Origin of the sequence: Sinorhizobium garamanticum (assembly GCF_029892065.1) — a bacterium.
GTDB lineage: Bacteria > Pseudomonadota > Alphaproteobacteria > Rhizobiales > Rhizobiaceae > Sinorhizobium > Sinorhizobium garamanticum.
Genome location: NZ_CP120375.1, coordinates 191,583 through 206,351, shown reverse-complemented (window position 1 = coordinate 206,351; position 14,769 = coordinate 191,583). Strand labels below are relative to the sequence as shown.

General features: G+C 60.7%; 11 protein-coding genes and 1 pseudogene. 9 read left to right on the top strand and 3 right to left on the bottom strand.

The features are described 5' to 3' along the window. The first annotated feature begins 230 nt into the window (after positions 1-230). The 9 genes from ccoN to PZN02_RS30115 all read left to right on the top strand — a co-directional run bounded on the left by ccoN (position 231) and on the right by PZN02_RS30115 (position 9,161). Positions 231-1,850, top strand: coding sequence for a cytochrome-c oxidase, cbb3-type subunit I (ccoN, locus tag PZN02_RS30155; protein ID WP_280663682.1), 1,620 nt, complete (start codon positions 231-233; stop codon positions 1,848-1,850). Between the two features lie 11 nt (positions 1,851-1,861). Beyond that, the gene (gene ccoO, locus PZN02_RS30150) at positions 1,862-2,593 is read left to right on the top strand and encodes a cytochrome-c oxidase, cbb3-type subunit II (protein ID WP_280663681.1); all 732 of its coding nucleotides are present in this window, start codon (positions 1,862-1,864) and stop codon (positions 2,591-2,593) included. 11 nt (positions 2,594-2,604) lie between these two features. Beyond that, entirely contained in the window at positions 2,605-2,757 is a 153-nt protein-coding gene (locus tag PZN02_RS30145; protein WP_280663680.1) for a cbb3-type cytochrome c oxidase subunit 3, read from the top strand. 3 nt (positions 2,758-2,760) lie between these two features. Further along, positions 2,761-3,630 (top strand): cytochrome-c oxidase, cbb3-type subunit III, encoded by an 870-nt coding sequence (gene ccoP / locus PZN02_RS30140; protein WP_280663679.1) that lies wholly within the window; start codon positions 2,761-2,763, stop codon positions 3,628-3,630. 249 nt (positions 3,631-3,879) lie between these two features. After that, complete coding sequence (ccoG, locus tag PZN02_RS30135) at positions 3,880-5,454, top strand: cytochrome c oxidase accessory protein CcoG (protein ID WP_280663678.1); 1,575 nt, start codon at positions 3,880-3,882, stop codon at positions 5,452-5,454. A gap of 6 nt (positions 5,455-5,460) precedes the next feature. After that, on the top strand, positions 5,461-5,952 hold the full coding sequence (locus PZN02_RS30130) for a FixH family protein (protein ID WP_280663677.1): 492 nt from the start codon (positions 5,461-5,463) through the stop codon (positions 5,950-5,952). Further along, positions 5,949-8,234 carry a cation-translocating P-type ATPase gene (locus PZN02_RS30125; protein ID WP_280663676.1) on the top strand — a complete coding sequence of 762 codons (2,286 nt, stop codon included), beginning with the start codon at positions 5,949-5,951 and terminating at the stop codon, positions 8,232-8,234. Before PZN02_RS30130 ends, PZN02_RS30125 begins: the two co-directional genes overlap by 4 nt. Beyond that, positions 8,231-8,386, top strand: a complete 156-nt coding sequence (ccoS, locus tag PZN02_RS30120; RefSeq protein ID WP_252746777.1) for a cbb3-type cytochrome oxidase assembly protein CcoS — start codon at positions 8,231-8,233, stop codon at positions 8,384-8,386. The genes PZN02_RS30125 and ccoS overlap by 4 nt, the downstream gene beginning before the upstream one ends. An 82-nt stretch (positions 8,387-8,468) precedes the next feature. Further along, complete coding sequence (locus PZN02_RS30115) at positions 8,469-9,161, top strand: Crp/Fnr family transcriptional regulator (protein WP_280663675.1); 693 nt, start codon at positions 8,469-8,471, stop codon at positions 9,159-9,161. 384 nt (positions 9,162-9,545) lie between these two features. On the opposite strand, the gene PZN02_RS30110 is transcribed toward PZN02_RS30115, so the two are convergent. From PZN02_RS30110 to PZN02_RS30100, 3 genes and pseudogenes are all read right to left on the bottom strand, one after another. Then, on the bottom strand, positions 9,546-10,577 hold the full coding sequence (locus tag PZN02_RS30110; protein ID WP_280663497.1) for an IS110 family RNA-guided transposase: 1,032 nt from the start codon (positions 10,575-10,577) through the stop codon (positions 9,546-9,548). Between the two features lie 799 nt (positions 10,578-11,376). Continuing rightward, positions 11,377-11,538, bottom strand: a pseudogene (locus tag PZN02_RS30105) (MaoC/PaaZ C-terminal domain-containing protein); the annotation flags it as partial. Positions 11,539-11,544: 6 nt separating this feature from the next. Then, complete coding sequence (locus PZN02_RS30100) at positions 11,545-14,766, bottom strand: efflux RND transporter permease subunit (RefSeq protein ID WP_280663674.1); 3,222 nt, start codon at positions 14,764-14,766, stop codon at positions 11,545-11,547. Positions 14,767-14,769: the final 3 nt, after the last annotated feature.

Genomic DNA, 14,769 nt, shown 5'->3' with positions numbered 1-14,769 from the left:
TGGTCTCCCTCCATATAGACAGATCGAGCGTAGTACCCCCCCGGGTGCCCCACGTCTTGCCTCGCCGCCCGCCCCCCGTTCTCAACTTTCGAGACATGCTTTGCGAGCGGTCGAAGCGCGACCTTGATCTGGATCAAGGTATCGAGAACTCCGCTGTGACAATTCTCAGAAGACTCCGGCGGACTGTGTGCCGAGTCGTACGCCAGTTTGGAAAAGAGTTGGGGCCTTTCATGAAACATTCAGTCGAGATAGTCGTGCTTGCTGCCGGCGCCTTCGTGGCGCTGGTCGGAGCCGGCTTTGCCCAGGACCACCTATTCGGCGCGCATCTGTGGGTTCTGTTCTTCGCGCTGATCGGCGGTACGCTAGTGCTCATGCGCCGCGTCAACTTCCGGCCGGTGGCCGCGCGTCGCGAAGCCCGCCAAACAGAATACTTCGACGAGGTCGTGAAATACGGCGTCATCGCCACCGTGTTCTGGGGCGTAGTGGGGTTCCTCGTTGGCGTGATCGTGGCGTTGCAACTCGCTTTCCCGGACCTTAACGTCGAACCCTGGTTTAATTTTGGCCGGGTCCGTCCGTTGCACACCTCCGCCGTCATCTTCGCATTCGGCGGCAACGCGCTGATCGCGACTTCTTTCTATGTCGTCCAGCGCACCAGCCGCGCGCGTCTTTTCGGCGGCGATCTCGGCTGGTTCGTGTTCTGGGGCTATCAGCTCTTCATCGTGCTTGCGGCAACCGGCTATCTGCTCGGCATCACCCAGAGCCGCGAATATGCCGAGCCTGAATGGTATGTCGACCTCTGGCTGACGATCGTCTGGGTCGCCTATCTCATCGTCTTTCTCGGCACAATCCTCAAGCGCAAGGAGCCGCACATTTATGTGGCGAACTGGTTCTATCTCGCCTTCATCGTCACCATCGCCATGCTGCACATCGTCAACAACCTGGCCGTGCCGGTATCATTCCTGGGCTCCAAGAGCTATTCGGCTTTCGCGGGCGTGCAGGACGCGCTGACGCAATGGTGGTACGGGCACAATGCCGTCGGCTTCTTCCTGACGGCCGGGTTCCTGGCGATGATGTACTACTTCATCCCCAAGCAGGTGAACCGTCCCGTCTATTCCTACCGGCTGTCGATCGTCCACTTCTGGGCGCTGATCTTCATGTACATATGGGCCGGTCCCCACCACCTGCACTACACGGCGCTACCGGACTGGGCTCAAACGCTCGGCATGGCCTTTTCCATTATGCTCTGGATGCCCTCCTGGGGCGGCATGATCAACGGCCTGATGACCCTTTCCGGCGCCTGGGACAAGATCCGTACCGATCCCGTCGTCCGAATGATGGTCATGGCTGTCGCCTTCTACGGCATGGCGACGTTCGAAGGACCGATGATGTCGATCAAGACGGTCAACTCGCTCAGCCACTATACCGACTGGACCATCGGCCACGTGCATTCCGGCGCACTCGGCTGGAACGGCCTGATCACATTCGGTGCCGTCTATTTTCTGGTGCCGAAGCTCTGGAAGCGCGAACGGCTCTACAGCCTGCGCATGGTCAATTGGCACTTCTGGCTCGCCACGCTAGGCATCGTCGTCTACGCCGCCGCCATGTGGGTTGCCGGCATCCAGCAGGGGTTGATGTGGCGCGAATACGACGACCAGGGCTTCCTCGTCTATTCCTTCGCGGAAACGGTCGCGGCCATGTTCCCCTACTATGTCATGCGCGCCGCCGGCGGCGCCCTGTTCCTCGCCGGCGCACTCGTCATGGCCTTCAACGTAACAATGACGATCCTCGGACGCGTGCGCGACGAAGCCCCGATCGTCGGCGCCGCGCCGCAGCCCGCGTCTGCGCGATAGGAGTGTAGATCATGTCCATTTTCGACAAACACGGGCTGATTGAACGCAACGCCACCTTGCTGCTCGTCGGCTCCCTGCTCGTCGTCTCCATTGGCGGAATCGTGGAAATCGCGCCGCTCTTCTATCTCGAAAACACGATCGAGAAAGTCGAAGGCATGCGGCCCTATTCGCCGCTGGAGCTTGCCGGCCGCGACATCTACACCCGTGAAGGCTGCTATGTCTGCCACAGTCAGATGATCCGCCCGTTCCGCGACGAGGTCGAGCGCTACGGCCATTACTCTCTGGCGGCGGAGTCGATGTACGATCACCCCTTCCAATGGGGGTCGAAGCGCACCGGGCCGGACCTCGCCCGTGTCGGCGACCGCTACTCCAACGAATGGCACGTCCAGCACATGATCGAGCCGCGCTCGGTCGTGCCGGAATCGGTGATGCCGAGCTATGCTTTCCTCAAGGAGGCACCGCTCGAGGTTAAGAACGTTTCCATGAAACTCAAGGCCAACAGAGCCGTCGGCGTTCCTTACACCGAAGAGATGATCGACAATGCGGCCGCGGACCTCAAAGCTCAGGCGGATCCCAACTCCGATACGTCGGGCGTCGAGGCCCGCTATCCCAAGGCCAAGGTCGGTGACTTTGACGGTGACCCGCAAAGGCTGACGGAGATGGACGCGCTCGTCGCCTATCTGCAGATGCTGGGCACGCTCGTAGACTTCTCCACCTATGACAACACCACGGGCTACCGCTGAGAGGAACGCAGATGGAAACCTACACGGCCCTGCGCCATTTTGCCGATAGCTGGGGGCTGCTCGGCATGACGTTTTTCTTCCTCGGTGTCGTCCTTTTCAACTTCCGGCCGGGCGCCAAAAAGGCCGCCGCTCAGGCCTCTGCCATCCCCCTGAAGGAGGACTGATCCATGGCGGACAAGCATAAGCACGTTGACGAGGTGAGCGGCGTAGACACCACCGGGCACGAATGGGACGGCATCCGAGAGCTCAACAACCCGATGCCGCGCTGGTGGGTCTATACCTTCTACGCCACTATTCTGTGGGCTGTCTGCTACGCGATCGCCTATCCCTCCTGGCCGATGCTGACGGAGGCGACCAAGGGCGTGCTCGGCTATTCTAGCCGCGCCGAGGTCACCGCGGAGTTGTCCGCCGCCAAGGCCGCGCAGGCCAGCAACCTTGAACGCATCGCCTCGAGGACGGTCGAGGACATCATGGCCGATCCGCAACTGAAGCAGTTCGCCATCTCGGCCGGAGCCTCCGCTTTCAAGGTGAACTGCGCCCAATGTCACGGTTCGGGCGGGGCCGGTGGCAAGGGCTTCCCGAACCTGAACGATGACGAGTGGCTCTGGGGAGGCAAACCCGAGGAGATCTACCAGACGATCGCGCATGGCGTCCGTCACCAAGGTGACGGGGAGACGCGGGTGTCGGAAATGCCGGCCTTTGCCGACATGCTGGCGTCGGAGGAGCTCCGCGCAACCGCAGCCTATGTCGTGAGCCTCACCGGAATACCCTCCAACCCGGCACTCGTGGAAACCGGCGAGCAGCTCTTCACCGACAATTGCGCCTCATGCCATGGTGCAGATGCAAAGGGCAGCCGCGAATTCGGCGCGCCCAATCTCGCCGACGCGATCTGGCTCAAGGGTGAGGGGGAGCAGGCGATCATCGATCAGATGCGGTCGCCAAAGCATGGCGTCATGCCCGCCTGGCTCCAGCGCATAGGCGATCCGGTGGTGAAAGAGCTGGCGATCTTCGTCCATTCTCTGGGCGGCGGCGAATAGTAAGCGCGGAATCCTGGCGGCCGCGCGACAGCAGCGCGGCCGGCGGAGCAAAATGGCGATTAGAAACGGCCGCCGCAAGGTTCGATCCATTCAAATCGGGTCTGACACACGGTCGAGCGTATCCCGGAGAGGGTGGCTCTCACTGCCGGTGGCGGCGCCCGCCCGCCAACTTGACGCAGATCAAGGCGCGCAATCGCCACATGGCGCAAAACCGCATCTGACAATCGAGTTCTAGTCGGGACTGCCCAAATGCTTCACAAGCCCGCGCATAAAGCTGGCTCAGTCGAGCGGCTCGAAGCCGAGCCCGTCAATGCCGCGCGTCACCGCAAGCCGCTTTACGAGAAACGGCGAAAGATTTTCCCCAAACGAGCCGAGGGCCGCTTCCGCCGGTTCAAGTGGCTGGTAATGCTGGTGACGCTCGGCATCTATTATATGACGCCCTGGATCCGATGGGACCGCGGTGAGCATGCGCCCGACCAGGCAGTTCTGATCGATCTTTCGGCGCGGCGGTTCTATTTCTTCTTCATCGAGATCTGGCCACAGGAATTCTTTTTCGTCGCCGGGCTCCTCGTCATGGCGGGCTTCGGCCTTTTCCTGGTGACCTCGGCCATCGGGCGCGCGTGGTGCGGCTACGCTTGTCCGCAAACGGTCTGGGTAGATCTCTTTCTGGTGATCGAGCGCTTCATCGAGGGCGACCGCAATGCCCGCATGCGCCTCGATGCCGGGCCATGGACGCTCCACAAGATTCGCAAGCGGGTTGCCAAGCATGCGATCTGGCTGGTGATCGGCGTTGCGACGGGGGGCGCCTGGATATTCTACTTCGCCGACGCTCCCACGCTCCTCAAGAGCTTCGCCGCTCTTCAGGCGCCGCCGGCGGCCTACATGACCGTGGCGATCCTTACCGCCACCACCTACGTGTTCGGCGGTCTCATGCGCGAGCAGGTCTGTACCTATATGTGCCCCTGGCCGCGCATCCAGGCTGCGATGCTCGATGAAAACTCGCTGGTCGTCACATATAACGACTGGCGCGGCGAGACGCGCTCGCGGCATGCCAAAAAGGCAGCCGCAGCCGGCGAGGTGGTCGGCGACTGCGTCGACTGCAATGCCTGCGTTGCGGTTTGTCCCATGGGGATCGATATCCGTGACGGCCAGCAACTCGAATGCATCACCTGTGCGCTCTGCATCGATGCCTGTGACGGCGTCATGGACAAGCTCGGCCGCGAACGCGGTTTGATCTCTTATGCGACGCTCAGCGACTATGCCGCTAACATGGCTCTTGCCACTGACGGCGGTGCGACTACGATCGATCCTCGGCGCGTGCGCGGCGCCAACGGCGCCTTCGTCGCCGGCATCAGGCATTTCAATTGGCGGACCATCTTCCGTCCGCGCGTTCTTGTCTATTTCGGCGTCTGGGTGCTCGTTGGGCTCGGCCTGCTCTACGCGCTCGTCTCACGCGACAGACTAGAGCTGAACGTACTGCATGACCGAAATCCGCAATATGTGGTCGAGTCCGACGGTTCCGTCCGCAACGGTTACATGATCAAGCTGCTCAACATGATCCCCGAGCAGCGGCGCATTACGCTCGCCCTCGAAGGGATGCCGTCGGCGCACATGCGAATTGCGGGCCGGGCGCAGGGCGACGGCCGCAGCTTTTCAGTTGCAGTAGATCCGGACAAGGTGACGTCGCTCAAGGTGTTCGTCACGGTGCCGAAAGCAAAGCTCGCAGAGGCGGAGGAAGGCATTTCTTTCAGAGCCGAAGACCCTTCCAGCCACGAGCGGGATGTCTACCGCGCGAACTTCAATCAACCGGAAACAGCAAAGTGAGCCGCTATGATCAGCCAACGCAGTGAACCGCGTCGTTTTACCGGATGGCATATGGTGGCGGTGATGGCGCTGTTCTTCGGCACCATCATGTCCGTAAACTTCGTCATGGCTTGGAATGCCAGCCGAAGCTGGAGCGGCCTCGTCGTCGAGAACGCCTACGTCGCCAACCAGCAGTTTAATGGCAAGGTGGCGGAGACACGCGCCTTTGCGGCAAGGGGCATCAAGGGCGAACTTACCGCCGAGAACGGCCTCCGTTATGTGTTGACCCGAAGAGGCGAGCCGGAGCGGGCGGTCGATCAGGTTGTCGCAGTGCTCAAACGGCCCGTCGAGGCGCATGAGGATGTCCGCGTCGAGCTCGTTGCCGATGGTGAGGGTGTGTTCATTTCGACGCAGGCGCTCAAACCGGGGCAGTGGATCGCGGACGTGACGGCTATGGCGGGTGGAGCGCTCGTCTACCGGCAGGCGGTTCGTTTCATCGCGCCGGGAGAGGGCCGATGAGCTGCTGTGCCACGGCGGTCGGCACGACCGTTATTGCAGACGCGGCGGGGCAGGGGCTGCCCTCTTCCGAGGAGCTGTGGCTCGCCAGCCGGGCGCTTGGGAACGGGTTGCGCCAGACGGATCTCAGCGCGCCGGGCGTCCACTGCGGCGCATGCATCACAACGCTCGAGACGGCGTTGCGGGCGAGACCCGAAGTCGAGCGGGCGCGCGTCAATCTTTCCTCCCGACGCGTTTCGATCGTCTGGAAGGAGGAAGTTGCCGGTAAACGCAGCGATCCTGCAGAACTCGTGCGCGCCATCAGCGAGCGGGGCTACGAGACGCATCTCTTCACCCCCCGCGGGGAGGAAGGCGATGCCGTCCTGAAGCAATTGATCCGCGCGGTCGCCGTTTCCGGCTTTGCTGCGGCCAATATCATGCTGCTTTCCGTCTCCGTCTGGTCGGGGGCGGACGCGGCTACACGCGATCTCTTCCACTGGGTATCGGCCATGATGGCGGGGCCGGCGCTGATCTATGCCGGCCGCTTCTTCTACCAATCCGCCTGGAACGCGCTTCGCCACGGGCGGACCAACATGGACGTACCGATCGCAATTGCGGTCACGCTCTCCTACGGCATGTCGCTACTAGAGACGATTAGCCATGGGACGCATGCCTGGTTCGATGCGACGGTCACCCTCCTGTTCTTCCTGCTCATCGGCCGGACGCTCGACCACATGATGCGGGACCGTGCACGCTCCGCGATCAGCGGTCTGGCGCGGCTGTCGCCGCGCGGAGCGACAGTCTTGCATGCCGACGGTTCGCGGGAATACCGCGCCATCGACGAGATCAAACCTGGTGAGCGCCTGATGATCGCTGCCGGCGAGCGAATACCGGTCGACGGACGCGTGGTCTTGGGTAGCAGCGATCTCGACCGCGCGGTGGTCAGCGGTGAGAGCGCGCCGATGCCGGTAACCGCCGGCAATATCGTCGAGGCCGGCACGCTCAACCTGACGGGTTCGCTGGTGCTCGAGGCGACGGCGAGTGCGCGGGAATCCTTCCTGGCCGAAATCATGGGTCTGATGGAGGCGGCCGAAGGCGGCAGGGCCCGCTATCGCCGAATTGCCGATCGTGCCGCACAATATTATTCGCCGGTCGTCCACTTGCTTGCGCTTTTGACCTTCGTGGGCTGGATGATCATCGAAGGCGATGCTCGCCATGCCATGCTGGTCGCCGTTGCCGTCCTCATCATCACCTGCCCCTGCGCATTGGGGCTTGCAGTGCCCGTCGTACAGGTCGTTGCCGCCGGACGGCTTTTTCGAGGCGGCGTCATGGTCAAGGATGGCTCGGCCATGGAGCGGCTCGCCGAAATCGACACGGTGCTGTTCGACAAGACAGGCACGCTGACGGTCGGCAGGCCGTGGCTGGTGAACGCGGCGGAAATTGCGCCCGATGCCCTCGCCATGGCCGCTGCGCTTGCCGTGCACTCAAAGCACCCGATCGCAACGGCGTTCCAGGACGCCGCACCGCGAGTGTCGCCGCTCGAGGCCGAAATCCGGGAGATCCCCGGCGCAGGAATCGAGGTTGAGACGCCGGGCGGTGTGTACCGGCTCGGCAGCCGGAACTTTGCGACTGGTGGGCCGGGTTCAGGAAGCGGGCAATCGGAGGCGGTCCTCTCTGTTGATCGGCGGGAGCTTGCATGCTTTCGCTTCGAGGATCGTCTGCGTCCGGCAACCGCGAGCGCGATTGACCAAATCGGCGAAATGGGACTGACGGTCGCAATATTGTCCGGCGACCGCAAGCCGGTCGTACAGGCACTCGCGGAGCAATTGGAGATCAAAGACTGGAAGGCCGAACTGTCGCCTCGCGACAAGCTTCAAGTCTGCGCTGACGTCTCTGACAGTGGTCGCAGGGCGCTGATGGTAGGCGACGGCATCAATGACGCGCCGGCTTTGCGTGCCGCCCACGTTTCGATGGCGCCGGCGACTGCGGCCGACGTGGGCCGTCAGGCGGCGGATTTCGTGTTCATGCATCAGCCGCTGATCGCCGTCCCCTTCGCGATCGCAACGTCGCGACGGGCGGGCCGCCTGATCCGCCAGAATTTCGCGTTGGCAATCGGCTACAATCTGATTGCCGTCCCGATTGCGATCCTCGGCTATGCGACACCTCTGGTAGCGGCGGTCGCGATGTCCACCTCGTCGCTGATCGTCGTTGCCAATGCCTTGCGGCTGAACGGCCTCGCATCGTCGAGCGCCGACGAAGGCAGATGGTCTGCCGCCGCTACGCAACCGTCAGGGAGCGGCAGATGAACACGCTGGTCTATCTTATTCCGATTGCGTTGGTCCTCGGCGGTCTCGGCCTCGCCGCCTTCCTCTGGGCGCTGAAGAGCGGACAATATGAAGATCTGGACGGTGCGTCCTGGCGCGTTCTCGACGACGGCGACGGCAGACCGCAAGACTGACAGGCTCTTCAGTTGTTTGACCGAGGTCAACCAACTTTTCCGCAAGAAGGCTAGATTGATGTGATCTTGTTAGGGCACGTGCATGAAGACCTTGCAATTGACTTCGAGGGATCGGGCGATCTTTTCCGCCTCCCGTTTTTTCGCGCGGCTGCCGGGCTCCAGCGTCGAGGCTATTGTCGAAGGAGCGACGCTATCGACCTTTGAAAAGCAGGACGTCCTGTTCCATCAGGGCGACGACATTGCCGATGTGTTTTTCGTGCTTTCCGGTCTGGTCCGGCTTTGCCGGCTGGGAAAGGACGGGCGCCAGGCCGACGTTGCCGTACTCGCAAGAGGCGAAATGTTCGGCGAGAACGCGATGTTTTTGGGCCAGCGCGCCACGACCAGCGCCGTTGCCGCCGAAGCATCGATCGTCGTGCAGGTCGATAGCGGCAAGCTTCGGCAGCTTGCCGCGGCAGATCCCGACATGGCGCAAGCAATGATCGAGCATCTGTGCCATCGCGGCAAGATGACGGAGGACCTGCTCGCGGAAGATCGCCTGCTCACCGCCCCTCAGCGCGTTGCAAACTATGTTCTCAGCCATTGTCCGAAAGACACGGCCAGCTTCTCGTTCCGCCTCCCGTTCCAGAAGCGCGTGCTCGCGGGCAAGCTCGGCCTTGCCCCGGAAGGCCTGTCGCGCGCCTTTTCGAGGCTACGCGAGTCGGGCGTCATGGTAAAAGGTCGAATGATCCAGATCCACGACCGGCGCGCGCTCGAGCGGTTCCGACGTGATGGTTGAATCGACGCGGCGGAGATTGTCGGCGCAGAAGCGGCGGAGTGAACTGTGGTGGTTGTCTAATCGCAGTCCATCCGTCAAGCTGGTTTGAGCATTCAGCGACCCTTTCCGGCTTGCGGGACAGGCAAACCGGCTGAACTGATTGGCTGGATCCGCCCTCACCGGCCGTGTCCTTCGGAGCTATCCAATGCTGGGAGCAGGGTTGTCTCCGCGGTCGACAAATGTCGCCGCACAATGGTTTTCGCAGGTGGGATCTTCCTGATGTTCGAGGCGCAGTCTCAACGAGCTGCAGCCACCAGAAGCGGAATGATCCTGCCCACGTCCGCAGCAGGGACGCTCAGCACCCAAAGTTAGATGGCGCGCTGAGGGAGGAAGGCTAAACGTCTCCTATATGGTCGCGCCAGCCGATGCGTTGAACACTTCTCCCGTCTTGAGCATGCTGTGCATGATGACCGCGAGTTTCCGGGCGACGGCCACGGCGGCCCGTTTGAAGCCAAGTCGCTCGCGCAGCTTAAGTCCCCAACGCTTGAGACTGCTCTCCGTCCTGGCACTGGTTCTCGTCAGAAGCACTGTCGCTGCTTCATAAAGCAACCCACGTAAACGATTGTCACCCCTTCGCGAGATATGGCCGTCATAGTCGACCTCGCCTGACTGATAACGCCGGGTTGTCAGCCCAAGCCAGGCGCCCACCGAGCGCGACGTTCGAAAGTTTTCTGGATTTTCAATTGCTGTAACGTAGGACACCGCCGTGACCGCGCCGATTCCCGGAATCGTCATCAATAGCTTCGTGGCTTCGCTCCGACGGGCCACTATAAGCAGCTGGCGACCAAGATCGGCTGCGCGCTTGCGGATATCGTACCACGCCTCCAAAAGAGGCAAGATAATCTTCGCAAGCTCGACGTTCCCATCTAAAAGCTTCCGCACATCGCCATCAAACACCCGACCCTTCCCTTTTGGGATGATCAGACCGAAGGTCTTCATCAGACCGCGGATTTGATTGCCAAGTTGTGTTGAGATGTTCAGAAGCTGTTCGCGGGCAGCCACCAACGTGCGGGCCATCATAGCGTCAAACGACTTGACGCGAACCGCTTTGTAAAAGCCTGCTTCAGCGAGTTGAGCTAAACCGTCCGCATCGTTGGCATCGGTTTTGTTGAGCGTTTCGTTCAATACCTTTTGCGCGTGCCGCGCTTCAATGCAGACCGCCGGCAACCCCTCGCTCGTCAGCGCGTGATAGAACCACGTCGACAGCGGTCCCGTTTCGAATACGACGCGCCGCGCGCGCGGAGCTTTTTTGCGGATCATCTGCGCGAGAAGATTGGGATCCGAAGGACATTTCCCCCGCCAGATCCGTTTCCCGTCCTCCCGGATCGAAATTGCGGTATCTTTCAATGAAACATCAAGGCCAATATATTGGTTCAAGGTTGCCTCCATCCGATGTTTGGCCCCGGTTCCAATCGAGAGCCCGTTTTTCCATCCTATCGGGGGCAACCACCCTCACCAGCCCAAAAACCAGAGACGGTCGCGCCGCGATTACTCCATGTTCGAGTGGTTGAGCTCAGACGTAAGTTTTACCAGCACAGCTTTGCTCCTGGGCCCCAAGGATGTGCGCCAGGAAAAGTCAGCAAAAGATTGACATCGGCACTGAACCTTGTTGCATGTTGCTGACCGCGCCTGCCCTCTCACCGCCACCAACGGCCCCACGAAGCAGTATATCAAGAAACTGACCGCGAACGAGAAGCGGCCCATAGACACCTCGGCGTTCTATGTGGAGCATCGCTTGGCGTTCAACGAGCGGCGATAATGCCGTTACAGCAATGCTGTGTTCTTCTTCTTTGCAGCGGCCGATCGCGTCCTGGCAAACCCGATCGCATTCGCCACGATGCTGGCGGCGTGCTGATTGCTGTCCCTCTTTCACGGTGAGGAACGCGGTGGTGCCGCCGAATCATACCCGAGCGATTGTTGCTGCGCTTCGGCACTGCGCTAGGCCGGTTGGGTGTTTCCTTGTTTCGGAGAACGGCACGGGTTTCGACATTCCGCTAATAGCAAGCGCGCTCTTGACGCCGAACTGTATTTCTACGCGATCGAGGTGTTTGGAGCGGGCTTGGCTTTCTAGTGCTTCTCGGCCGGTTGGCGCGTGCGTCCGTCTCCCGGCACAGGACCTGGCGACCTCGAGCACGAAGTTCGATGCGCGCAGAGCGCGAAAGCATACCTTTCCATAGCTTTCGGCCGCTGCGCGTTCCGGGTCCACGTGAATGAATTGATGGTCATGGGTCGCATCGGCGAAGAGGTTGATCATCCTTTGATCGACAGTGATCCATTTGGATGTACCGAGTTCCTGGCCAACCAACCCCGGTACGTCCGCGAGGGAAATTTCATGCATACGACCTCACTTATTTGCTGTGCCGAACTGACGTCCGATCGGTGTTGTCGTGGTCTGCTCGCCTGCGACAGAGACAGTACGACTTTCGTGCTTATCGAAGTCGTTGGGCTGAGCCGAGGCGTTCGTCTCTGCAGGATGCGTGAGCCAGCGTTTGACGCGCCTGGCCAAGGCATCGAGGTACGTGAGTACGACAGGCACAAAGACCAAAGTGAGGAGGGTCGAGGATATCAACCCGCCGATGACCGCATGGGCCATCGGGGCGCGCTGCGCGCCGCCTTCGCCTAAGCCCAAGGCCGTCGGGAGCATACCGAAGATCATGGCGAGGGTCGTCATTACGATCGGCCGGAGCCTTACCGCTCCGGCATCAGCGAGGCTCTGACGCAGACTCTTGCCTTCCCGAACGCCTAGATTGGAGTAGTCGACGAGAAGAATCGCGTTCTTGGTCACCAGCCCCATCAGCATGACGAAGCCGATCATCGAGAACATGTTGAGAGTCGATCCGGTAAACAGAAGACCAAGTAGGGCGCCCATCAGGGATAGCGGCAATGTCATCATAATAGCAATTGGCTGGATGAAGGAGCCGAACTGAGAAGCCAGAATGATGTAGATGAAGATTGCGGCTAGCACCAGCGACTGGAGTGCATAGGCGGTGCTCTCGGCCAGGTTCTTCGCATCACCGCCGAACGAGATGCGAAATCCGACCGGGATGTCCATCTTTGCGATCGCGGCGTTCAGATCGGCCGCAACGTCGCCCAAAGCTCTTCCTTCGATATTACTGGATATGCGGACCTCCCGCGATAGATCCTTGCGGGTGATTGCATCAGCCGCGGTGCCCTCGACGACGTCGGCGACTTGATCCAGCAATACTGTTACCGGCTTGCCGTTGTCGTCCGTACGGCCGGTCGAGATTGTGAGATTGCGGAGCTGTGCGGCATCCCGTCGGCCGGTCGGGGGCAGACGCACCACAACATCATGGGGCTCTCCGTCGGGGCCGTTCCATACGGATATCGCATCGCCGGCGATGAGTGGCCTGAGCGTATCGCCGATCATCGCGATCGACACGCCCAGATCGCTCGCCGCCTCTCGGCGTACCCGGACCGCCAGCGTTGGTCGAACATTTTCAATCGAAGATTCGATTTCCGTCGCGCCTGGGATAGCCGCGAGCGCCGAGGTGATTTGATCGGAGAGCCGTCGCAGCTCTTCATCACCATCCCCGAGAATCGAGAGTTCCAGCGGCTTCAACGATCCGCTCAGTCCGGAAGGCTGTCTGACGGAGATATCTAGGCCGGCGATTCTAGCAAGCCGCTGACGGATGGGATCAATGGTTTCCGCCGTCGTCAGCCTCCGTTGATCGCTGGGCACAAGTTGCACGGCCACCATGGCCTGGTTCGAGCCGCGCACTCCGCGGGAGTTGATGGTGGAATAGGTCGAGGCGACATAATCGAATTCCCGCAGCACTTGTTCGACTTGGCCGACCTTTGCGGCCATATAATCGAGGGAAGCGCCTTCGTTGGCTTCTAGCGATATGCTCACTTCACCCTGGTCGGCTGGCGGCAAAAACTCAGTTCCGATGCGCGGCACAAGCACCAGGCTGCCAACGAACATGCCAACGACAACAGCAATCGTCGTTTTCCGGTGGTCGAATGACCAGTGAATGACAGAGCGGTACCGGCTCGTGAGACCCTCGAACCATTGATCGAATCGCTCAATCATCCGACCGAAGAAGCCTCGCTTAGCACCTTTTTGAGATTGGGGGTCGTACCAAACGCTCGACAGCATCGGATCGAGGCTAAAGGAGACAAAGAGCGAAATCACCACGGCCACGGCGACGGTAACGCCAAACTGCAGGAAGAAGAGACCAATCAGCCCGCCCATGAACGCCACAGGTAGAAACACCGCGACAATGCACAGTGTAGTCGACAGAACGGCAAGGCCAATCTCGTTGGTGCCATCGAGCGCCGCCCTGACATGATCCTTGCCCATATGGAGATGCCGGGTGATGTTTTCACGAACGACTATCGCGTCGTCAATGAGAATACCAATCGACAGGGAGAGTGCCATCAGCGTCATGACGTTCAGCGTGAAGCCGAAAGCGTAGATGGTCGCGAATGTGCCGATGACTGAAATGGGGAGCGTAAGGCCGGTGATGACCGTGGATCGCCAGGAGTTCAAAAACACGAACACGACCAGCACGGCCAGAACACCGCCTTCGATCAGCGTCCGCTGAACTTCGGAAACCTGGGAGGCTATGGGCCGGGAGTTGTCACGCGTGATGGTGAGCTGAACGTTCTCCTTTGCTAGTTCTGTGTTCAACGCAGCGATTTCCCTGCGAAGCGCGGACGCTACCTCTACCGTGTTCGCGCCGCGGATCTTGACGATATCCACCCCAAGAGATGTCATGCTCTGAAAGTTCGCACGGCTGGTCACTTCAGCGCCTGTGTCGAGAACAGTCGCCACGTCCGAGAGGTAGACGGGATAGCCGCCGCTTTGAGCGACGATGATGCTGTTGAAGCCTGAAGCGTCCGCGATGCGTCCCTCGACCGTCACGATCCGCTGGTTAATGCCGGATATGAGCGTTCCCGCCGCCCGGTCCTGGTTCTCGCGTCGGATTGCATCCATGACGGTAGAGACACCGACGCCATAAGCCTCCAAACGATCAGGATCCACAATCACGAGAACCTGCCGCTCGCTACCGCCAACCAGTGAAATCTGGCCGACGCCGGATATGACGCTCAGGCGATTAGTGATCACGCGATTGGCAAGCGTGGTGATTTCGGGCAGCGTCCGGCTGTACGAGGATGCCGCAAGAGAGAGAATTGTCTGGTCGTCCGGTTTGAAGCGCGAGACTTGAGGTGTATCCACTCCGTCGGGGAACGTCGCTTGCAGCCGCGCAACTTTCTCGCGTACCTCCTGCGCCGCGATTTTTGGGTCCACATCGAGTTCGAACTGGACCGCAACGATCGAACGTCCTTCGTAGGATTCCGAGGTGATGCTGTCGATGCCGCCGATCGTGTTGAGCGCCGATTCAATCGTCCGTGAGATCTCGGTTTCGACCGATACCGGTGACGCTCCGGTGTAGGTGGTCTCGACCACGACGATCGGGAGGTCGGTCTCGGGGTAGTGATCGACGCCTAGTCGACCATATGAAAAGAGTCCAAGGACAAGGATCGTCACCATCATCATGGTGGCGAAGACCGGATGGTTGACGCTGATACGCGTAAGGAACATCCG

Excerpts from the sequence above, each read along its gene's own strand:
- ccoN (WP_280663682.1), top strand. The coding sequence starts at position 231 with ATGAAACATTCAGTCGAGATAGTCGTGCTTGCTGCCGGCGCCTTCGTG.
- ccoO (WP_280663681.1), top strand. The coding sequence starts at position 1,862 with ATGTCCATTTTCGACAAACACGGGCTGATTGAACGCAACGCCACCTTG.
- PZN02_RS30145 (WP_280663680.1), top strand. The coding sequence starts at position 2,605 with ATGGAAACCTACACGGCCCTGCGCCATTTTGCCGATAGCTGGGGGCTG.
- ccoP (WP_280663679.1), top strand. The coding sequence starts at position 2,761 with ATGGCGGACAAGCATAAGCACGTTGACGAGGTGAGCGGCGTAGACACC.
- ccoG (WP_280663678.1), top strand. The coding sequence starts at position 3,880 with ATGCTTCACAAGCCCGCGCATAAAGCTGGCTCAGTCGAGCGGCTCGAA.
- PZN02_RS30130 (WP_280663677.1), top strand. The coding sequence starts at position 5,461 with ATGATCAGCCAACGCAGTGAACCGCGTCGTTTTACCGGATGGCATATG.
- PZN02_RS30125 (WP_280663676.1), top strand. The coding sequence starts at position 5,949 with ATGAGCTGCTGTGCCACGGCGGTCGGCACGACCGTTATTGCAGACGCG.
- ccoS (WP_252746777.1), top strand. The coding sequence starts at position 8,231 with ATGAACACGCTGGTCTATCTTATTCCGATTGCGTTGGTCCTCGGCGGT.
- PZN02_RS30115 (WP_280663675.1), top strand. The coding sequence starts at position 8,469 with ATGAAGACCTTGCAATTGACTTCGAGGGATCGGGCGATCTTTTCCGCC.
- PZN02_RS30100 (WP_280663674.1), bottom strand. The coding sequence starts at position 14,766 with ATGTTCCTTACGCGTATCAGCGTCAACCATCCGGTCTTCGCCACCATG.